The sequence below is a fragment of the Amedibacterium intestinale genome (genome assembly GCF_010537335.1).
GTDB classification, from domain to species: Bacteria; Bacillota_I; Bacilli_A; order Erysipelotrichales; family Erysipelotrichaceae; genus Amedibacterium; species Amedibacterium intestinale.
In genome coordinates this window covers 2,209,705-2,231,246 of record NZ_AP019711.1, presented here as the reverse complement: position 1 = coordinate 2,231,246, position 21,542 = coordinate 2,209,705, and the positions used below count along the sequence as shown (strand labels likewise).

21 protein-coding genes are annotated in these 21,542 nt (G+C 29.7%); 2 read left to right on the top strand and 19 right to left on the bottom strand.

The window, feature by feature from the left end:
* Window positions 1–166: 166 nt before the first annotated feature.
* The 18 genes from A9CBEGH2_RS11100 to A9CBEGH2_RS11015 all read right to left on the bottom strand — a co-directional run bounded on the left by A9CBEGH2_RS11100 (window position 167) and on the right by A9CBEGH2_RS11015 (window position 19,342).
* Window positions 167–2,059: a polysaccharide biosynthesis protein gene (locus tag A9CBEGH2_RS11100; protein WP_115715869.1), complete on the bottom strand. Its 1,893-nt coding sequence runs from the start codon at window positions 2,057–2,059 to the stop codon at window positions 167–169.
* 378 nt (window positions 2,060–2,437) lie between these two features.
* Window positions 2,438–3,367, bottom strand: coding sequence for an ATP-dependent DNA ligase (locus A9CBEGH2_RS11095; RefSeq protein ID WP_163104829.1), 930 nt, complete (start codon window positions 3,365–3,367; stop codon window positions 2,438–2,440).
* Entirely contained in the window at window positions 3,367–4,161 is a 795-nt protein-coding gene (ku, locus tag A9CBEGH2_RS11090; protein WP_163104827.1) for a non-homologous end joining protein Ku, read from the bottom strand. Before ku ends, A9CBEGH2_RS11095 begins: the two co-directional genes overlap by 1 nt.
* A 293-nt stretch (window positions 4,162–4,454) precedes the next feature.
* Window positions 4,455–5,750 carry an AAA family ATPase gene (locus tag A9CBEGH2_RS11085; protein WP_163104818.1) on the bottom strand — a complete coding sequence of 432 codons (1,296 nt, stop codon included), beginning with the start codon at window positions 5,748–5,750 and terminating at the stop codon, window positions 4,455–4,457.
* A gap of 680 nt (window positions 5,751–6,430) precedes the next feature.
* Window positions 6,431–6,892 carry a hypothetical protein gene (locus tag A9CBEGH2_RS11080; protein ID WP_163104816.1) on the bottom strand — a complete coding sequence of 154 codons (462 nt, stop codon included), beginning with the start codon at window positions 6,890–6,892 and terminating at the stop codon, window positions 6,431–6,433.
* 40 nt (window positions 6,893–6,932) lie between these two features.
* Window positions 6,933–7,688 carry a hypothetical protein gene (locus tag A9CBEGH2_RS11075; RefSeq protein WP_163104814.1) on the bottom strand — a complete coding sequence of 252 codons (756 nt, stop codon included), beginning with the start codon at window positions 7,686–7,688 and terminating at the stop codon, window positions 6,933–6,935.
* A 359-nt stretch (window positions 7,689–8,047) separates the two neighbouring features.
* Window positions 8,048–8,530 carry a hypothetical protein gene (locus A9CBEGH2_RS11070; protein WP_118278045.1) on the bottom strand — a complete coding sequence of 161 codons (483 nt, stop codon included), beginning with the start codon at window positions 8,528–8,530 and terminating at the stop codon, window positions 8,048–8,050.
* A gap of 386 nt (window positions 8,531–8,916) precedes the next feature.
* Window positions 8,917–9,789 (bottom strand): RloB family protein, encoded by an 873-nt coding sequence (locus tag A9CBEGH2_RS11065; RefSeq protein WP_118278046.1) that lies wholly within the window; start codon window positions 9,787–9,789, stop codon window positions 8,917–8,919.
* Window positions 9,782–11,161, bottom strand: coding sequence for an AAA family ATPase (locus tag A9CBEGH2_RS11060; RefSeq protein WP_118278047.1), 1,380 nt, complete (start codon window positions 11,159–11,161; stop codon window positions 9,782–9,784). The genes A9CBEGH2_RS11065 and A9CBEGH2_RS11060 overlap by 8 nt, the downstream gene beginning before the upstream one ends.
* Window positions 11,162–11,473: 312 nt before the next feature.
* Window positions 11,474–12,013, bottom strand: a complete 540-nt coding sequence (rbr, locus tag A9CBEGH2_RS11055) for a rubrerythrin (protein ID WP_115715875.1) — start codon at window positions 12,011–12,013, stop codon at window positions 11,474–11,476.
* A 21-nt stretch (window positions 12,014–12,034) separates the two neighbouring features.
* On the bottom strand, window positions 12,035–12,427 hold the full coding sequence (locus A9CBEGH2_RS11050; protein WP_232057283.1) for a Fur family transcriptional regulator: 393 nt from the start codon (window positions 12,425–12,427) through the stop codon (window positions 12,035–12,037).
* Between the two features lie 1,269 nt (window positions 12,428–13,696).
* Window positions 13,697–14,173, bottom strand: coding sequence for a 2-C-methyl-D-erythritol 2,4-cyclodiphosphate synthase (ispF, locus tag A9CBEGH2_RS11045; RefSeq protein ID WP_163104812.1), 477 nt, complete (start codon window positions 14,171–14,173; stop codon window positions 13,697–13,699).
* A gap of 457 nt (window positions 14,174–14,630) precedes the next feature.
* Window positions 14,631–14,909, bottom strand: coding sequence for a putative DNA binding domain-containing protein (locus A9CBEGH2_RS11040; RefSeq protein WP_163104810.1), 279 nt, complete (start codon window positions 14,907–14,909; stop codon window positions 14,631–14,633).
* Between the two features lie 253 nt (window positions 14,910–15,162).
* Window positions 15,163–16,341 carry a site-specific integrase gene (locus tag A9CBEGH2_RS11035; RefSeq protein ID WP_163104808.1) on the bottom strand — a complete coding sequence of 393 codons (1,179 nt, stop codon included), beginning with the start codon at window positions 16,339–16,341 and terminating at the stop codon, window positions 15,163–15,165.
* A 79-nt stretch (window positions 16,342–16,420) separates the two neighbouring features.
* Complete coding sequence (locus tag A9CBEGH2_RS11030; protein ID WP_163104806.1) at window positions 16,421–16,621, bottom strand: excisionase; 201 nt, start codon at window positions 16,619–16,621, stop codon at window positions 16,421–16,423.
* A 5-nt stretch (window positions 16,622–16,626) separates the two neighbouring features.
* Window positions 16,627–17,919, bottom strand: coding sequence for an FtsK/SpoIIIE domain-containing protein (locus A9CBEGH2_RS11025; RefSeq protein WP_163104804.1), 1,293 nt, complete (start codon window positions 17,917–17,919; stop codon window positions 16,627–16,629).
* On the bottom strand, window positions 17,906–18,868 hold the full coding sequence (locus A9CBEGH2_RS11020; RefSeq protein ID WP_163104802.1) for a viral replication protein: 963 nt from the start codon (window positions 18,866–18,868) through the stop codon (window positions 17,906–17,908). The genes A9CBEGH2_RS11025 and A9CBEGH2_RS11020 overlap by 14 nt, the downstream gene beginning before the upstream one ends.
* A gap of 132 nt (window positions 18,869–19,000) precedes the next feature.
* Entirely contained in the window at window positions 19,001–19,342 is a 342-nt protein-coding gene (locus A9CBEGH2_RS11015) for a hypothetical protein (protein ID WP_163104800.1), read from the bottom strand.
* A 158-nt stretch (window positions 19,343–19,500) separates the two neighbouring features.
* Here A9CBEGH2_RS11015 and A9CBEGH2_RS11010 point away from each other — a divergent pair, with 158 nt between their 5' ends.
* Complete coding sequence (locus A9CBEGH2_RS11010; protein WP_163104798.1) at window positions 19,501–20,082, top strand: helix-turn-helix domain-containing protein; 582 nt, start codon at window positions 19,501–19,503, stop codon at window positions 20,080–20,082.
* A 36-nt stretch (window positions 20,083–20,118) separates the two neighbouring features.
* Here the strand turns inward: A9CBEGH2_RS11010 and A9CBEGH2_RS11005 are convergent, their stop codons facing one another.
* Window positions 20,119–20,316: a YlcI/YnfO family protein gene (locus tag A9CBEGH2_RS11005; protein ID WP_163104796.1), complete on the bottom strand. Its 198-nt coding sequence runs from the start codon at window positions 20,314–20,316 to the stop codon at window positions 20,119–20,121.
* 134 nt (window positions 20,317–20,450) lie between these two features.
* On the opposite strand from A9CBEGH2_RS11005, the gene A9CBEGH2_RS11000 reads away from it, so the two are divergent.
* Entirely contained in the window at window positions 20,451–21,272 is an 822-nt protein-coding gene (locus A9CBEGH2_RS11000) for a hypothetical protein (protein WP_163104795.1), read from the top strand.
* The last annotated feature ends 270 nt before the right edge of the window (window positions 21,273–21,542 follow it).

Here is a 21,542-nt window from a genome sequence, read left to right as displayed (position 1 = left end):
TCTTTCATCGAATGAAAGAAATTGTTTATTAACAAAGATATTATATACACTATATTTTAAACATCATTTTATCCAATACTCCCAAGTTCATGATCATTTTGCTTTCTGCCACTCCATTATTTGAGAAGATAACAACAATAGAAAAAGGAGCTTATCGCTCCTAGGATTACTTATTAAATTCCTGATCTTTATCTGAAATAATCAAATTCAACAATCTTTCTTTAATTACTTCATTTTCTACATCTTCGTGTAATACTTCTTCTAATTTTGAAAGTCTTTCTGTAATATCTTCTTTTGTAATTTCCATAACGTTATTTTTGAAGATAAGATTGTTTTTCGTTCTAGTTGTTGTTTCTCCATCCAGTTTTAATTCTTCAAACATCTTTTCTCCTGGACGAAGACCAATTTCTTTAATTTCAATGTCTTTATAAGGTTTAAATCCAGACATACGAATCATTTTTTCAGCTAAATCTAAAATTTTAACTGGCTGCCCCATATCTAAGACAAAAATTTCTCCCTTATCTGCATAGAAACCTGCTTGTAATACAAGCTGTGCAGCTTCTGGAATTGTCATAAAGTAACGAATAATATTTTTATCTGTTATTGTTACTGGTCCGCCTTCTGCAATCTGCTTTTTAAAGATTGGAATAACAGAACCGTTTGACCCAAGTACATTTCCAAAACGTACAGCCGCCATTTTTGTAACACCATTTTTACCATTTGCCTGCAAGATCATTTCTGTCATACGTTTTGTAGCACCCATAACATTTGTAGGATTTACAGCTTTATCTGTACTAATCATGATAAATCTAGAAACTTTATTTTTAATACATGCCTGAATTACATTATTAGTTCCAAATACGTTGTTTTTGATAGCTTCCATTGGTCTAGTTTCCATTAATGGAACATGTTTGTGAGCAGCAGCATGGAATACTACATCAGGGTGTCTTTCTCCAAATATTTCATCCATTGCTTTAAATTCACGAATAGAAGCAATCAAAGAAATAATTTCTATGCTAGAATCCAAGGTTCCATGTGTTCGGTTTCTATTAAACTCCTGTTCTAACATATATAAATAATTTTCATTAATGTCAATCATCAATAACTGTTTTGGTTTAAATTTAACAATTTGTCTACATAACTCTGAACCTATAGAACCACCTGCACCAGTAACTGCTACAACTTTATCTGTTAAATAACTTTTAATTTCAGATTGATCCAAATGAATTTCTCCTCTGCCTAAAAGATCTTCAATGCTGATATCTTCAACAGGATATTTCTTATTTTCATTTAAATCATCTGCCAGTAAGTTATCTTGTTCTTTCATGATTTTTGTTTCTAATTTGGCGGATTGACACAAATCATAAATTCTTTGAATGTTTTCTTTGCTGGCACTTGGCATTGCGATAAAGGCCACTTTTACTCCATATTCATGTACAATGTCTGGAATATCATATGTATCCCCTAATACTTTATATCCAGCTACTACATTGCCTGTTCTTTTATCATCAATAAACCCTACGATATGAACATTAAAGCTATTATTCTGCAACAATTCTTTTGACAAGATGTAACCTGCATCTCCTGCCCCGATAATGATTGCCTTGTCTGTATTTATTACTGGGTTCATAACTGTACGTCTATACAAGCGATAACTTACTCTAAGTGCAAACATCAACATAGCACTCAATAAACCACCAGTCACAATGACACTTAAAAGAAATCTATCTGTCTGTAACAATAAAAAACCTGCACCCAAAACAATTGTTGAACATATGACCGCAAAACCAATTCTCATCGTTTCTACAGGGCCAATATATTTCCATAGGCTCTTATGTATTTTGAATACGATAAAGAAAAGCCAGTAAACAATCAAAACAATTAAAAGTACAGCTATCACATTTTTTATATTAAGTCCCTCAAAAATAGGAACTCTAAATTCATTATTAATCCAATAAGATAAAAAGAACGATATCAATACAATACATAAATCAATCGTACAAAGTAATTTTTCCCTGTGATTTATATAAATTCCGTTCTTAAAAAATTTTTTAAGCATACAATTCCCTCCATCACACCTTTTTTATTCTATCACATTTTAATAATATAAAATTAACAAAATGTGTTTTTTATTCATTTTCATTCATCTATTCATATAATAAATAAACCAATTCTTTCATTAGATGAAAAGATTTGTTGATTTAAAATACAAAAAACAAGGAAGCGGGCTCATTTCCGCTTCCTCTTTAGGGGTACCTCTCTTAGTAAGTCATTAAAAATTTCATTTGGATTAAACTTTTTCTTTCTTCCTAAGTTAAGTATCGCAACAGTTCAAACAGGGTGTTTATTAATATTAGGTGTTTAATTTCGTTATCCCTGCTGCTCCTATATCATACAATATAATGTAAATAAATTCTACAAAAATAGTTACTTAATTTTATTTTTTATCCACTCTGCATTCTTCAGGCGTCTTATCTTCTCGAAACCCTTTAAATACAGGCTGTCTCATACCGCCATTTTTCGTATGCTGCATAAATTTTACACACCCTACTAAATAAGGAAAAATCCAAACTGCATCTTCATTCCCGTTTGGAACACTGGGAAAAGGACAGGTATTTGTTTTATTGCTGTGTTTTTGCAAATAAGATAAAGAAACACCCAGTGTCACATACCCTTTATACAGCAATTCTTTATCATCATACTGTGCAAGTACCAAAGAAACCATATTCTTATCTTTTCGTATATATCCAACGATTACAAAATCTTCATCCATCATGTTCTTGCATTTTATCCAGTCTTTTGTCCTTTTCCCGCAAGAATACAAACTGTCTTTTCTTTTCGCAACGATACCCTCTAAGTGTTTTTGTGTTGTCAATTGAAACAACGCTTTCCCTTGTTCTTCCACATAACGAGATATACTTATTTGATGATTTTCCACAACATTTTTACTTAATATCCTTTTCCTCTTTAATAGAGGTGTTTTCAGCAGGGATTTCTCTTTTACATATAAAATATCAAAGGCAGTAAAGGAAGCTGGATGTTGTTTCGATGCCATCATAATCTTAAATTTATCAGTTAACAAACTTCTTTTTTGTATTTCGAAAAAATCTATTTGCCCATTTCCAAAACAATACAATTCTCCATCCAGAATACAATTTTGTTTAACCTGCTTATACATATCCTCTAGTTCCGGAAACTTATACAGCAATTTATCTCCTCTTTTATTTCGAATATCTACATGTCCATTCTCAATATAAGCAAGAACACGTATACCATCCAGCTTTAATTCATATATAAAATTACGATCATCAAAAGCCTCTTTTTCAATTCCTATAAGCATTGGTGATACATGTACATCCTCATACATTAATGACGTACCGCCTTTCTTTTTGCTGGTTTATTCATGGTTGCTAATGATTTTGTTAAAGCTTCCATCAAATCCATTGGACTAGATATCGTTTCCTTCTTAGAATTTGCCTCTACTACCTCTTTTCCTTCTACTTTAGATAAAATTGCCTCTCTTAGCTTTTCTTGATATTCATCGTGATATAAAGAAGGATCAAAAGGTTTTGTCATAGACTGTATCAACTGCTTTGCCATATCTAATTCAGCCTTTACCGTTTTAGGATGGGGGATATCTTTTGGCATTTCTACTATTTCTTCTTCATAAAACAAGGTTTTAACTAAAATCCCCTGTTTATCAGGACATAAAGCAAGCAAAGTCTCCTTTGTACCTATTACCGTTTTCGAGATTGCTACAACACCCTTATCAAACATTGCTTTTCTAAGCAACTCATAAGCCTTCTCTGCATGCTTATCCGGAAATGCATAATAATTTTTCTCATAATAAATCGCATCAACTTCTTCAAGTTTAACAAACTGCAAGATATGAATCGTTTTATCCTTTTCTGTTTTTATTTCCTCTAACTCCTCTTTACTCATAACTACATATTTATCTTTCTCATATTCATACCCTTTTACGATATCCTCACTGTCTACTTCTTTTCCACAATGAGCACAATATTTTTTATATTTAATACGCTCATGTGTATCCTTACATAACTGATGAAACGCTATCGATGTATCCTGTGTTGTTCGATATAAAGATACTGGAATATGAACAAGTCCAAAAGATATAGCCCCTTTATGTGCAACAGCCATACAACCACCTCACTTAAAGTTAGTATGGCTGTTCATCATCTATACATGCAAAAAAGGATATCAGCATAAAGCGATATCCATGCCGGGAATCCCCCACCGGCTTCCCGACGACATAATGATATAAGATTTTATAAAGCTTCTCAATGAATCAATTACGAAATGATATTTTTCTTAAATATTACCAGTAAATGGTAATTTTTGGAAAAGTTGTCATTTTCAGCTTCTAACAAACGGCGCTCTTTCCTAACACATTATCTTTCCTTTGCTTTCATCCAAAATAAATTGTATCCCCATTATTCATCCACCTCACCAGTTCCAAATACACCAATGAAATCGATGGAATCCACATTAAATGGTGATCCTTCAATCATTCCATTTCTATAAAGTTTAGAAGGTGAATAATTTCCATTTGTCGTCCAAGGATATATCCTATGATTTTCAGATAGAAAATCAATAGATTTTTTATGCTGCTTCAAAACATCCATAGGACCTACATTATGCGTTGTGAAACAAAGTTGCCCTTCTCCATACTCCATTAAATATTCAAGTAATGCGCACAAATAAACATCATGCAGATTAGAATCAAATTCATCAATAAATACAATTCCGCCTTGCACCATTTCTTTTAAATATGCAAATAATTTAATAAGTTTTTTTATCCCGGTACTTTCAAATTCTGCATGAATCTTATAAGATTCATAACACATAACTAAATCGCAAACCCAAAGTTCATGATCTTCTTTTCTATCAATCTCAATACCCTGTAAATCCGTTTTAAAAATATGCAAAAATTCAAATAGTTTATTAACTGTCTTTTCAAAATGCTTGTACATTTCTTGAGGTACAATATTGCCAGTAATATTTATAACATTAATACAATCATCGTATATTTCTAAAAAATTTTTTCTATGATTATCTGAGTCATCTAAATTTACATGTATTTTTTCTCCAAGAACATATAAAAAAGTTATATAAGCCCAAAGGATATTTTTCTCCTTCTGCATATTATTTGATTTTATAAATTTTTCATAAAATAAGGCACTCATTGAAGCTGTGGTCAATAGATTCATCGTCTTATTAAGTATAGATTCAACAAATTTATCTTTTTCTTTTCCTTCATAAACAGATACAATTTCTCCATCAGATACCTCAAAAACAGTCTCATCAAATTCACTCTTTGAAATTGCTTTTTTTGTAGATAAACATTCATGAGAAATAACGTACTTTCCTAGATTATTCTTGGATAATGTCACACTATATCGAAAAAGTTTTATTTCTTCTCCTGCTTTTACCATATAGTCAGCCTCAATAAATAATTCCTTTGTGCGTTTATTAATCATTGCATCTAAATTTTTCTGGACAACAGGATTATTCAAATATCCTGGATCAACAATAATGTTTCTTAATATTTCAACAGAAGTTATAATACCTGATTTTCCAGAACCATTCATGCCGTAAATTCCCTTTATATTATATTCCTGCGTATCTGGGTTCTTTGATATAGTTTTCTTATAAAATTGCAGCGAAATTAACTTGTCTAATGTCTTTATCCCCTTAACAGAATAAGAAACTAAATATATATCTTTCACTTCAACATACCTCCTGTTCTTTTTCTTAAAATACCACGCAAAAAAGAAAAAATAAATACAAAATGTATTTTTTATATCAAAAATCTCATCAAAACCATTTATGACATATAATGCGTTCACTGTGCTTTATATCCAAAACAAGAACAATATTTTCCCGTCCGTACAGCCAAAACTTACCAATATAAAAAAAAGGATATCAGCATAAAGCGATATCCATGCCGGGAATCCCCCACCGGCTTCCCGACAACATAATGATATAAGATTTTGTAAAGCTCCTCAATAGAGTTCTTGCGAAATGATGATTTTCTTGAAAATTGCCATTAAATGGTAATTTTTGGAAAAATTATCATTTGATATTTTGAGTGGATAAAAGAAAAAACTTCCTTTCACTGTGGGGTGATAAAGAAGTTGATTCTAAATTACCAAATAACAAATCCAAATCCTGAACTAACTGCTGGAGTATTCTCACCATTTAACACAACAGAACTAGCTGCAAATAAACTTAAAGCGCATAAAGCCGCAACAATAAATTTTTTCATCATCAATTACCTGTAATTTCTACAGATCATATGCATATCATCTCGACGTACATATAGTAAAGGATTATGAAAATTCTCTCAATAAATTATATTCCACTTAATATTTTTTCTCAAAAATCAAAATTAAGTAAAAAAATAGAATTAATTATCATTTCGATTATTCTTAATAATCTCATCAAACAAATAAATACCTTTATATGCATTCATCTCATTTGCGATTAAGTTCATCTCATCACGAAATATTGTAATCATTACGTTCTCAACTAAGTTTGGTGCAATCTCTTTTAAAATGAAATTACTTTTCGCAAACGGTTTAACACTTTTAGCCACAAAATATTTATATGCTAGCTGAATCAATTTACTATAACTACTTTGTTTTTCCTCTTCCACAAAAGGTATATGCACTTCTAATTCTAACATCCTTTGACAATGTGCCATACAAATTAAGGCAGGAATCCAAAGTTTATTATGTTCAGTAACTTCAACCATCCTTTCATAGTATGCTAATGCTTCTTTATACAATTTGATTTCATGTAAAGCCGCCGCAACATTTGAATAAAAATACATTATCTTGGCATTTGGAATTGGATTTTCACTAATCAAGTTATCTGCTTTCTTTAAATATTCTTCATTAGATTGATTCTCAATCTTGATATAAGCGAAAATTATGTAAGCATATAAGTCCAATAATCTCACATAATTTTTTTCTATATTCTAACTCATTCTCCAAAGCGTTTACTTTGTCTCTAAAAGTAATGTATTTCTTAAAAATGATACAATAGTTTAAGCCCAAAATATTTTCCATAACACTGGAAGAACTTAATAGTTGAAATTCCTCAACGATAGTTTCAAATAACTTAGGATCATTATGTGCTTCTGCCTGACCTCTATAAAACACCATGATTTTAAACAGAGAATGATATTTCTCATCAAATAGGGTATATTCATTTCTAAATCTTTCCATCTTTGATAACGAAATAATTTTGGCTTCTTCAAAATATTCCTTCGTTGCCAGCAATAAATCATACAGTTCAGAGTAATACACATAGTTCTTTACTTTTCCAAGTACTCTTAAGCCCATACCACAATACTTGCTGATATCTTCTACTCTATAATATTCAATGGCTTCATATAATGGATCCATCAATTCAAGAATTGCATCATCAACTGCTGGAAAATAGCCTAGTTTCAAATTCAATTTGTCTAACAATTCCACATAAACATCTTCGATTCTTGCGATTTCACCAGCTTCAATTCTTTTCAATGTATTTACTGTACAGATGCCTTCTACAAAAGATTTCATCGTATATTTGTTCTGTGATTTATTTCTCTTTTCTTCTCTTGTTACTTCAATTAATTTACCAATTGTAGAAAGTCTTTCTTCTGGTATATTTTTCATATTGCTTCCCCCTCTTGTAATACTTCCGATAAAGTATATACTAAAATCTTACATTTCGTATATATAAAGAAGCATTTATCATAATTTCACATAATATATTTGCTTGATATACCTAACATTGGTATATCAATCTCTTCAAAACCAACCTATTTACCAATATCGTATACTTAATCTTGCATAGTTAAAAAAGAATATAATTGTATTTTTTTCTAATTTTCCAATTTTTATATATTGATTTCAATAAGTAAATGGTTTATATTATGTTTGTTAGTATTATCATCCAATTTACTTTTTTCTTCCCCCACCCATTTAAGTGAGTTGGTTTTCTACCCCCTAAAACGATAATACTAACGTTTTTATTATGTTGCTGCTTCTAGTCTATCTAGGAGCATTTTTTCTATCTGCATATTATCTTTTTTTAAAACATAAGAAAAGATAGAAATAAACCTCTGCATCAATATATGATAGTACATTGCTTCTTTTTGGGAAAATTTGCGTTTCTCTCTTCTTGCCCTTTTTTTATCCGCAAATAAAGATAACAAAAGATGCATCCATTCTTCCATATCAAAGCTATTAATAACAGGACGACATATTTTATCTACGGCAGTTCTTGTAATTTGATATAGATGCATTTCTTTCAAACTGTTTAACAGATCTTCCAATTCATTCGTATTCGGTATCGTTCGCATATGAATCGAAACATTTTCATAAGGAACTTTAAATTCACAGCCATCTCCTTCTAAAGAACGTATCTTGCAGAAGGAATTTTTCTTTTCTTTCTCGATACCATAAAATTCACTTACAACCAATCGATATAAAACAATATCTCCTACTTCAGGCATAACTTTTCTCCTTTCTTTCTTGTATAAAAAAGCACAGTAGTATAAAAACGATAGTTTGATGTACTACTGTGTTCCTACTTTTATAATAACAAATTTTTTCTTTCTTTCCTATAAGTAGTTACATTGTAAATCACTTTCTATAAATGAAAGAAATAATTTACTTAATAAACAAATTCTTTCATTTTATAATTAATAGTATATATATTCTAACAGTAATTGTACTTTATATTTTTAGACTTTCTCAATTTCAGGAAATATATGATAGTTTTTTTGTGCTTTAAAATTACTAACTCACTTCCTAAATGTATAGCATAATTCAAAAAAAGCATCATTTCTCATTATGAGATTTGATGCTTTTTTGCCTTCATTTTTTCTGATAATTATAATTAACTAAAATCTCTCATACTTTCTAATAATTTCCATATATTGGTACCTATATTATCTAATAAACGTTCTTCATCGCTTTCAAACTTTTTAGCTCGTGCAATTGCCTCATCTACATGTGGTAAATACTTTTGTTTAAACGCGATACCACTTTTCTTATGATGATTTCTGTTCGAAAGCTCTCTACTTACAAACGTATGAGTCCTGGAAACTTTCTCATTTTTCCTTATTTCTTCTAGTTTATCTTTATACTCTTCTTTCACATCACATGCATGTAGCAATAACCAAAATTCAAAACAAGGATTAGAAATATAACAAGAGTAATTATTCTTTCTACAATGAGAAATACATTCCTTCAACCCTTTCTCCGTATGACTCTTCCTATCACGATCAATTATAATAGCAAACACATCGCTTTCGCGTCCACCGCATTCATGTAAGTATCTTCTGTATGCATAGTCATAACCTAATATACGTAAACTCTCTTCAATTTTATCTTTATCTTCTTTCGATAATAAATTAGGATCTTCAATATATTTTTTTACAGATTCTTCCCCATATTCATCAACAACTTCCATTGGAATATCTTTATAAAAGTCATATTCCCCCATTTCTCTTAATCTTAAATAATCCTCTAGTAATTCAATCACCTGTTTTGGTGCACTGTTAGTATCTTCATTACTTCTGCTTAATACCTCCACACGAACTTGTCCATTTATATGCAATTCTTCTCTGTAAGCAGCTATTCCTTCAAAATATTCTTTTTCTGTCACATTCCCTTCAACAGATAAAAAATAGATTTTTAATGGTTCGATCTTTTCATCTTCTTTTTCTCTATCAAATGCTGATGAAGATAATCTATAAGAATTATTCATCAAAATTTTCCCCTATACCTAAAAAACTTTCATTAAAGAAAGGAATTGCACCATATCTTCCAATTAAATATTCTTTATCTATTTTTTTATCAAAACGCTCTTTAAACTTATTTAAAGAATAAATCTTAGAACTATGATCTTGCTGCCTTTCTACAAACCATATTTCATCTTGTCGAACCAAATCTAAATCCAGTAAATTAGAGTCATGTGTTGTTACTATCAATTGACTGGAAGTGTTTTTTGTTAAATTATAAAATAACTGCATAAATTTTTTCGTTAAATTTGTGTGTAAACTGCGATCAATTTCATCAATGAATATAACACTTCTTTTTTTATTCGTATACAATAATGGAATTAAATCAAATAATCTTCTAGTTCCATCAGATTCATCCATATATTCAAACAAATCATCATTATTTCCATGGTTTAACTGCAATTTATTATATTTTATATCTCCATTCTTGTCTTTTTTCAATAAAACTATCTGCTCTCCAACTTTCATCATAATAGGATGTTTTTCTACTTTATTAGATATATCAACTTTCACTTTTTCTGCTACCTCTTCTGGTACGCTATTTAGTATTTTATCAAAATCAAATATTTTTTCCCTACCCTCAACACCTTGAATTCCAGTATCGAAATAACTTAATAGAGTAGTAAAAAAGTTTTTCTTTTTATCATTAGAAATGATATCATTTATCCCATTATATTTTGAACTTGGAAAAATAATAGTCATATTTTTAAACCATTCATATACCTTTCTAATTTCAATAAAAAAGTTTTGTTGATCATTTACTCTTTCTGCGATATCACTTAAGATTGTTTTTTTTCTAAAAGCATCAGATATATTTTCACTAAAATCTTCTAAATATACTTCAATTCGTTTATTTTCTTCTTGAGTATCATAAACTTTATCGGATGACACATTACTTCTATCGTTTTTATCTACTTCTCTATTAAAAATCACTTCTTCGCTGCCATCTGACTTAATTTTTACTAACCATTCTGCAAGTACTTCTTTTTTACAATAAGATACTACAACTCCATAAGAATATTCTGTATCATCTATCATTAATCTATATTCGAATACTGCAGGATTCTTATAGGAATCTGTAGAAATACGAAAATTTTTTTTGGTTAAATCCACTTTATCAATTCCTAATAATATTAGTTTTCTAGAAAAAGCAATTGCTTTAATCAGATTGCTTTTCCCGCTTGCATTAGCACCAAATATCAAACCACTCTTCAAGATTTTCTTATCTTCAATTTGAAAAATATGTTCTTTATGTCTAGCTATTTTTGTGGATAAAAAAGAAATCGTTTGATTATCATTAAATGATTTAAAATTGCTTACTGAAAATCCTATCAACATAAAACCCCTCCAAATCTTCTCTACACCATTATAGTATTGTGATTTTATCACAATGTCAATTAATTTATATGATAATTCATGCTATATAATGCAAAATTTTCTTTTTTAATGTGATTTTTTCTCTTTTAATAGAATAAGTAAATTTTTCCAATTTATAAAAAATATTTTAATGTTTTTCATACATAACCCTTATTTATAATCCTGGGTATGATCAATAAATATTAATTTTTCTAGTTTCCAATAAAAACATCATCTCTTCTACAAAAAAAGAAGATATGCTTTTTGCACATATCCTCTACATCGTTTATATGATTAGTAATTGTTGTTTTCCTGAGCAAAGTGAGAACCAGGGTATCCACATACTGGACAAGCTTTAGGAGCAGCTGTTCCTTCATAACGGTATCCACAGATATCACATACCCAAACAGTAGATTCTTCTTTTTCGAATACTTTCCCATTTTTTACGTTTTCTAATAATTTTAAATAACGTTCTTCATGATGTTTTTCGATGATACCAACCTGTTCCATCTGGAAAGCAATTTTTGTAAACCCTTCTTCTCTAGCTGTTTCTGCCATCTGTTTGTACATGTCTGTCCATTCATAGTTTTCACCAGCTGCAGCATCCGCTAAGTTTTCTTCTGTTGAAGGAATGCTATCTCCATGTAGAGCCTGGAACCATAATCTAGCATGTTCCTGTTCATTACGAGCTGTTTCTTCAAAGAAAGCCGCAATCTGTTCCATACCTTCTTCACGAGCTTTTTTCGCATAATAAGTATATTTATTACGAGCCTGACTTTCTCCTGCAAAAGCTGCCATCAAATTCTGTTCTGTTTTAGATCCTTTTAATTCCATGTGTATATCCTCCTTTTTCTTTTACACCATTTTCTTTCTGCATTCTTCGCATATACCTTCTGCCATTATGGAATGAGAAGTAATTTTCACATGTCCTTCTTCTTCCAGTTTCTTATTTAGCTCTTCCATATAGGACATATCCAAATCAAATAGACGATTACATTTCGTACAATGCAGATGATAGTGCGGTTTGCTGGTTTTATCATATTGATACCCATCTACAGGATGCGCAATTCTTTTAATTTCATTCATCTCTGTCAAAATATTTAAATTTCGATAGATGGTCGCAAGACTCACATCCATTCCTGCTTCCTTCATATTTTTGTAAACCTCTTCTGCACTTACATGTCCTTCTATGGTTTTCATATACGCAAGAATCATATCTCTTTGCTTAGATGATTTACGTTTAATCATAACGTGAAACCTCCAATCTTAAGAACTATTCTCATTATAATTCTTAATTTAATGAAAGTCAACAACAAATTAAGAATTATTCTTAATTTTATTATCAAATCTTCTATAACTGTTGTTTTCGTTTATTTTTTGTAAGATTTAGGCAATCTTTGCACTCATTGACTTTTTAAGTGAAGATGTTATAATTCTAATAGTAAGAAAAAGCCATTAGGAAATACAGATGGCTGCTTCTGAAATGTTGGTTTTTTGTTAAGTAAACAAAAACAGCGACATTCCTTGGGCAAAGTAGGTAGTCGCTGTTTTTGTTTTATCGTTTTTTATCCATAAAGTATTTGTACACTTCGAAGATAAAACGCAGTATATCTAATAGTATTTTAACTATGTTCATAATTAAATCTATCATACATACCACCTCCGACTTTTACGAAGGCTTCAAACAAACTTCTCTTCGCAAGAAGAACAACTGTACTCCTTCAAAGAAGCAACCACCTGCCATCATCCTAATGACCTTTGCCATTATAACAAAGATTCTCTTAAAAAAATACGATTTTTATAGCTTATCACGCTAGTTATATAAATCGTACCTTTTTATATATCATCAAACACTATACGGATCAAATCATGAAAAAACTTTTACGAAAAATGAATAACAGATTACTTATTTTGGAAAACAAATAAGTTGATACAGAATATAGAAAGAAATGGTAATTCAAGATTAGAAAATCCTGAAAAATTATAAGGATATCTGTCATGCTTATGGAGTAGAAGAAGGAATCAGACTAATAATACTTCATGTCTTTTACGCTATCTGAAGATAAATCCTCAAATTGTCACTTATTGACTTTTTAAGTGAAGATGTTATAATTCTAATAGTAAGAAAAAGCCATTAGGTAATACAGATGGCTGCTTCTGAAATGTTGGTTTTTGTATATGTTAACAAAAACAGCGACATTCCTCGGCAAATTAGGTAGTCGCTGTTTTTGTTTTATCGTTTTTTATCCATAAAGTATTTGTACACTTCGAAGATAAAACGCAGTATATCCAATAGTATTTTAACTATGTTCATAATTAAATCTATCATACATACCACCTCCGACTTTTACGAAGGCTTCAAACAAACTTCTCTTTGCTAGAAGAACAACTGTACTCCTTCAAAGAAGCAACCACCTGCCATCATCCTAATGACCTTTGCCATTATAACAAAGATCCTCTTAAAGTACGATTTTCATAACTTATCACGCTAGTTATATAAATCGTACCTTTTTATCTTTATTTCTTCATTAAAAGCACTACACACTGTGCCTGTGCTCCTTCTTCTTTTCCTACAAATCCCATCTTTTCTCCACGAGTTGCTTTTATGCTGACTGCATCCATATCACAATGCAAAGCCATAGCTACATTTTCTCTCATTTTTTGAATATGTGGTGCCATCTTTGGTCTTTCAATCATGATCAATGCATCTAAATTTCCAATGCGATATCCTTTTTCACCCATCAAGTGATATACTTGTTTTAACATCCATAAAGAATCCATTCCTTTATATGCATCATCCGTATCTGGAAAATGTTTTCCTAGATCACCTAATGCCAATGCACCTAATATACTTTCCGCAATTGCATGCAGCAGCACATCAGCATCGGAATGTCCCAGCAAACCTTTTTCATGTGGTATCTCTACTCCTCCAAGTATCAATTTTCTTCCTTCCACCAATTGATGAATATCTACGGATTGTCCTATACGAAACATACTATTTCCTCCTGTATCTATGTTTGATGTATCACATTCACAACAAACTTACATCGCTCTTTTTATTCTTATTATGATTATAAATAAAATTCTCTAAATACTATTACAACTCAGAACTTCTACCTTTCATTACAAAAAATCAATTATACTTAGCTATTAATCCTTCTATACATTAAATAGCAGCTCTCAACATCTCTGTATGGAATATAATCTTGTATATCTTTACCAGGATAAATAAACCCCATTTTTCATAAGCATCTTAGAGAATTCTATAACAACTATCATATTATATATTTATACTTTAACCTCGCAACACCTCACATTTACCTCGCAAAAAATTTATATTACTTCAATCATTAAAATAAGATATTTCTCCTATTATCATATATCAAAAAATCACAAAACATCACTTAACCTCGCAACACCTCACATTTACCTCGCAATTTGCACTCTTGAACTATTGCATTTCATATGTCTGCTTAGGATCATATTTACTTCCATTGCGCTTAATGATGTTTAATGAGATTAGATGATTTAGTCTAGCAGATATCGTATTAGGTGCTTTACTAGTGTAAGTGCATAGTTCTGATCTTGTTACTTTCTTTTTGCTTCCTAAATAAGTTAAAATTGATTTTTCTAATTCGTCAAGCTGTTGCCATATTTCTAGTGTTATAGACTTTCTTTGCATATATTCCAGTGTTAAAAAAGGATTATAAGAAGAAAACACTTGATTCACAACAATCCCCCCTAAGAATCTAATTCAATTTAATTTCTAGATAAATACTTACTTCATTATTTAATTATAGTCATATTATACCTTTATAAAAAAGATAAAATAATAAATCACAAATTTTCTTAAACATTCTCAAAAGTTCTTAAACCCTTATTATATGGGGAATAAGGACTTTTTTATACGATAGATAATGTCTTAATTGTTCTTAAAGTTGCTTAATCTTTCCTTGTCTAAAGTAGTAAATTTAGTAGTACAGTTATGCAGTAAGTCTTTGCATTTCTGCTTGTGCCGATAAATAACTACCATGTGCATAATAACCAAGTGTCATTGTAATATTTTTATGTCCCATAACATATTGTAAGTTGTTTGGTGTCATTCCTTTGTTTGCCATGTTCGTACAAAATGTATGCCTTAAAATATGTGGTGTAATATTTGGAATTTCCTTTTTTGTAATCTTTCTATATTTCTTTGTGAGATTAGTGAATATGCTTGTATAGTAAGCATTATACATTGGATAACCACTCTTATTAAGAAAAATAAAATCTTTATAACTGTCAACTTCTATAGGGTATGCATTCTTTCTGTTTTTAATTACATTTTTAAGTGTTTCATAGACTAAATCGGTCATTGGAACTTTACGATAACCACTATCACTTTTTGGTGGTTCTGTATAATAACCCTCTTTATCCCTTTTTAGTTGGTGGTTAATATCAATCATACGATTATCAAAGTCAATGTCAGAAAGTGTTAATCCACACATTTCAGAAACACGCAATCCTGTGTTTACCAAAACAACAATTTCAGAATAATAGGCTTTATAAGTATTGTCTATTTTTGCAAAATCAAGAAGTGCGTTAGTTTGTTCCTCTGTCAATGCCTCTTTCTTTTTAGTATCATTTTCAATAACATCAGTTAAGGTAAAGTCAAAAGGATTTTTCCTTAATAAATCATCTTGAATAGCAAGATGAAAAGTTGCATTAAGACTTCGTTTCATATTCTTGATTGTACTGAAAGAGTATTTTTCTTTCATTCTGTACGCCCATGCTTTTGCTACTGATAGTTTTACTTTATCAATGCTCATATTTCCCAAACTATCATTTTTTAAGGCTTCCATAAGGTTATTTCTACCTTGTACTGTTGATTTTTTGACATTTGCTCTACTATTGATATATCGAGTATATAACATGCATACAGTCATATTTTTATTACTTGTATCAATACCGTCATCTAAATCTTTTTGTATTGCTTTAATCATATCACGAAGTGCAACACAATCTCTTTTCCCCTTTGGGACTTTGTCAGTTGCGACTAATTTCCAAGAATAAGCAAACTTTACTTGTCCATTTTTTTCTATGTATTTATAACAATATCTACCGTCTTTTCGTTGGCTCTCTCCGGTCTTTAACAATCTTCCTTTGTTATCTGTCCTTTTCATGCTATGAACTCCTTTCGCTTATGAAAAGAGCCTTGAATATGACTATTGAATAGTATAGCATAAACAAGGCTTGATTTCATTAGATCGTGTCTAGTTCATCTAAAACATTTTCAAATAATTTTCGTTTGATTAACAAACGCTGTCCGTTATAAAAGAGCCAATTTGCATTTTTATGTTCTTCTGCAATTTTTCGCAACTTATTTTCGCCAATATGAAAATATTGACTTGCTTCTTCGATAGACAATAAATATTTTTGATGTATAGGTACAACTTGTTTCATCTATATCACACTCCTTTTTTAGATAAGATTAAATTATTTTCATCAAGCAAGAACGATTTAAAAAGTACATCATTTTGATTGATAAATACACCCTTTGAATTTGGTGGTATTTTTTCAAGGGCAGAATTATTTTCCAATACCATTTGAGATAAAATTTTATCTGCACTTCCACAAATTCTATTTCCTAAATTTATTTTTATCTGTCCGTTAATAATATCTGCTGACGGTTTTTGTGTTGATAGAATAAGGTGTACTCCAAAAGCACGCCCTAATCTAGCGACAGATGTAATGTGTTCCTCTATTTTTTCCATAAGTTCTAATTTTTCTTTATTAGTACTTTTTTTCAAACCTGTTTTATCAAGTAATTCGGCTACTTCATCACATGCTATTATGATACGATTTAATTTTTCATCATTTTTATTGTTATATTCTTCAATATTTCTACAAGAATGAGAAACAAAAATATCTCTTCTTTTATTCATTTCTGTTTTAATTGAAACCAATGTATCAAGAAAATCTAGTTCTAAAGTGATAATTTTACATTTATCATGCCATATTCCATTGAAATCAAGTCCGCCCTTAAAATCAGCAATATAGACTTCCATATTTTTTAATAGACATTGCCATAAACAAAGTTTAAAAAGCGTTGTCTTTCCAGAACCTGTGCCACCAGCAACCAAGGAATGAGGTACATTATTTAAGTTTATTTTTACTTTTTCAAAAGCAGAAACTCCTAAAAGTAAAGTACATTCATCATCAACTAGCATTTCATCTTTCCAAAGTATAGTTTTTGAAAAGAATTTATCTAAATCAACGATATAAACATTAATAATCTTTTTATTGTGTTTGCTAAACTTTATTTGTAAAATGTCATATCCTAATAATGTTTCAATTCTGTCTTGTGAATTTTCCCAATCCATTAAGGAAAGATAAGGACTATAAAATGTATAAATCTCTATATCTGTTTCTTTTGATAAATGTTTTCTATTTAATAGTCGAGGAATTTCATATTCTTTATTATGAAAACCTATTTTATAAAAACCTTTTGATAGTTTATGCGTTCCTCTAGGTGTTCCAAATACTATCACAGTTAAAAATAGTACTATTGGTTTTATCACTGCAATAACAAACTCACTTATGATATTTTTGGGCAAGATAGAGTAATACACCCACTCCAAACCATTTAATACATAGAACATCAAGATAATACAAATAAACAAAACTAGTTTTTTTCTATTATAAATAATTTCTCTTATACCATTAAGTAATCGGAATACTAAATTTTCAATCTTTTTCATTATGTATAATGTACCTCTCTTTCTCATGCTCTATTACTTCTCCCGTTTCTTTGATTTCTATGATTTTATTAATTTTATTTATCAAAGCGTTCCACTTTAAAGGATAATGTTTTTGAATATCTTCGTATTGCTTTTCTAGGGGTAAAACAGAAAGCAAATATACATACTCATATACACTGTATCTATCATAGAACCTAGCAGGAAGATACATTGGAAATATGTCTAACAATGCTATCAAATCATCAATATAAAGAGAATTTTGAAAGTTATCCAACAATAAAACTTTTTCCCCATGATAAGTGTCATAACTCATCTCTTTATGTTTTCTATAATTAGTTATTCTACAAATATCAATAGGTTCGTGGCATTCATACACCATTTTTGTTTTTCCGACATTATGTTGTCCAAAACAATATATTACCGAAAGCGAGCGAAACTTATTTGCATTTTTAATAAGCAAAGCCTCTTTCAATGCTTCGATTTGTTTAACCTTAAAAATAAGTTCAGGTCTATCTGAGACAATTTCTCCAATTACTTTTCCATCTTCTAAATCCTTGATGACTTCATAATTTAGCGGATTTTTTTCTTCGCGCTCATTTATTAATTTTCCCCACTCATAGAAAGAGCCTTCAACTTTTGTTTCTTCCTTTTCTGTACCTTTCCACTTACCTTCCTTTGCTACATAATCTCTATTTTCTTGAATAGTGCTATAAGCTTTTTCCGCATGGGCACTTGGAAACTTGTTTTTTAAAGTGTGGAAACGTATTGGACTTTTCCTATAAATAAAAATATGTATATGAGGAGTACCACTTAAAGAGATTTCTTCGGATAAGCAATAATAATTTGGAAAAAGACTATTCAATCTATCAATAATGATTTCTCTTGTCAGTTCGTATTCTTGTGGATTGTTTATTACTAAATTCCATTTTCTTGATTGTGGGTTTCCCATAAATATCACTCCTTGTCTTTTATCTTTAATGCTACATGCTACTTATGTATTGCTAAGGGTAATACTTGACCTTAGCAAAGTGTGGAAATTCGTGCCCTTTAAGGGCACTCATTCCACCTATTCATGATGAGATTACTTCCCAATTACGATAATATCTTCTGCATAAACAGAAAGTTGATTACGATAATCTCCATAAACATTACATAAAACATTCTTTAATTGAACTTTAACATTCATTGGAACATCAATTTGTTTAGGAATTTTTACTGTTATTTTTTCAAAAAGATTTGAACCCTGCTCTCCTTCTTTTTGATCGTAAGAAGTTCCGTCCTTTATAATCGCAATACCTAGTTTTGTACCTTGTACCTCTTTTGTATTGAAATCTAATAATGGAGCAAGGCTAATTGTCATAAATTCCTTTTCTTTTGCAAATGCGTTCCAATCAAAATATTCAAATTGTCTTAAATATTTCATCTTTATTTTCCTCCTTTTATCCGAATTTTTGTAATCATGACTACATGCGTTATATTATCTTGATTTGTGTGTAAAAAATAGAACCGATATCCAATAAATCTCCAACTTTTCTTGCTACTATGAAAATATTTTGTTATAGTAGGCTTGAGGTGTTGATAATGAATGATGAAAAAAATCTTCAAGAAATGCGAAATAGATTAAAAGAAGTTTTGCAAAAAATGAAAATAAGTGGAATTAAACAAAAACAAATAAGTGCAAAAACAGGTATTGAATATACGGCAATATCGCATTATATGTCTGGAAAGATAAAATATATACCAAATGAATTTTTAGAAAAATTACATGAGTATTATTGGATAAACCCAGATTACATTCATCTAAAATCTGATAGAATGTTTGATGATACAGGAGAGAAATATTCTTTCTTTGAAAAAATTATTGAAGAATGGGAAACAGTAAAAGGTGATGGTGATGAGTACCTTTATTTGAAAATGGATAAAAATTTTTATGATTTTCTGATTGAATATGACAAATTTCGAAAGGCTAATGATGAAGGTATTCCAACAGGTAAAATAGAAGAATTAAAAGCAATGTATGAGGGAACACCTGATATAGAAGAATTTGTTGTACTTCCTCGTAATGTCTTTTTTGAGATTGTAAGAGATACCAATAAAGCAACAAAAAATCTTGCAGAGATTATAGATTTTTCAGAACATATTGCAATTCTTGATGAAGAATAAGAAAAGGATACCTAGTAAAAAGGTATCCTTAAATCTTTATTCATCATTTTCTATTGTATCTTCTTTTTTATCTTCCATATTCTCTAAAGCGTACTGACAGGCTTGAATAACAAATTTTGAGAATGTTACATTTTGATTTTGTATTGCGTTTTCAATTTCTTCAATTAAAGGTATTGGAAATCTTATTGTTTTGTTTTCTGTTTGTTTCTTATTAGGTTTGAGTTGAAAAGCCATTTACATACCTCCTTGTTATGAATATGGTATTGCATATAAGCACAAAAATATGCACTGCGTATTGCAATGCAAATATTGTTTCTTATTTTGAGATATGATAAAATGATAAAGTATATGATAGAAAGGATAAGAAAATGAAAAAACACTTAAGAGATAAAAAAAATATTATTTTAATCATTATTAGCATTATGTTATTATCTGTCATTTCTATAGTTGGTTATCGCTATTATCAACAACAAGAAGTGCAGAAAAAAATAGATGTACTTACTTTACAACTTGAAAATAAGGAAAATGATTTCAATGAGGAAGATACAAGAGAAGATAAAATTTTATTATTGAAATCTATTTTAGAAGAACATACAAATTATGAAAAATCAAAAGACATGATTGAAGAAATAGATGAAAAATATCATTTGGTTATTTCTAATATGCAAAATAATTTAAAAGAAGAATATGATAAAATTTTGGTTGAAAATACTTTAAAAGATATTGATAAAATAGATGATAAAAACAAACTTGAAAATGCAAAAAAAACTTTGAATGATTTGCTATCGTTAATTAAAGCTGAAGAAAATATAGTTTCTACCAAATCAGAAGTTGAAAAATATGGTAATGATATTAATTCTTTGATTAAATCTTATGATGAAAGATTAAATGAAATTGACGAAGCTGAAAGAAAAGCTACCGAGGAAGAAACTAAAAAGCAACAGCAAAATAATTATGTAGGTGGAAACGGAAATAGCGGTTCTAATTCTAATTCAGGTGGTGGAAATTATAATACTAGTGGTAATGGTAATTCATCATCAAATGGTGGAAATAAATATGATGGATGGTATCATGGATGGAATACTGATTTAGAAACTGGTGAAAAGATTCCAGGAAGTGATTATTGGCAAGACCCTCAAACAGGAAATCAATATGACAAAGATGGAAATCAAGTTGGAGGAATTTGGTAAATAATATTTTAAAATATAAGGATATTCCGAGTAAATTTTACTTTAGAATATCCTTTTTCAGTCTAATTTAACAATCATAATCAAGGCTCATTTGAAATGTAGTAAATAAGTAGTAAATCTCTTTAATTTTATCTCTGTTTTTCTTCAGAATACCTTTATTTAAAGACTTATTTATAAAAATGTTTTATTTTTTATTACAAAAGAAAAAAAGAAATACTAACGTCAAAGAAGAAAAAGAAAGCAGAAAAGAATTTATCATATTCCTACATT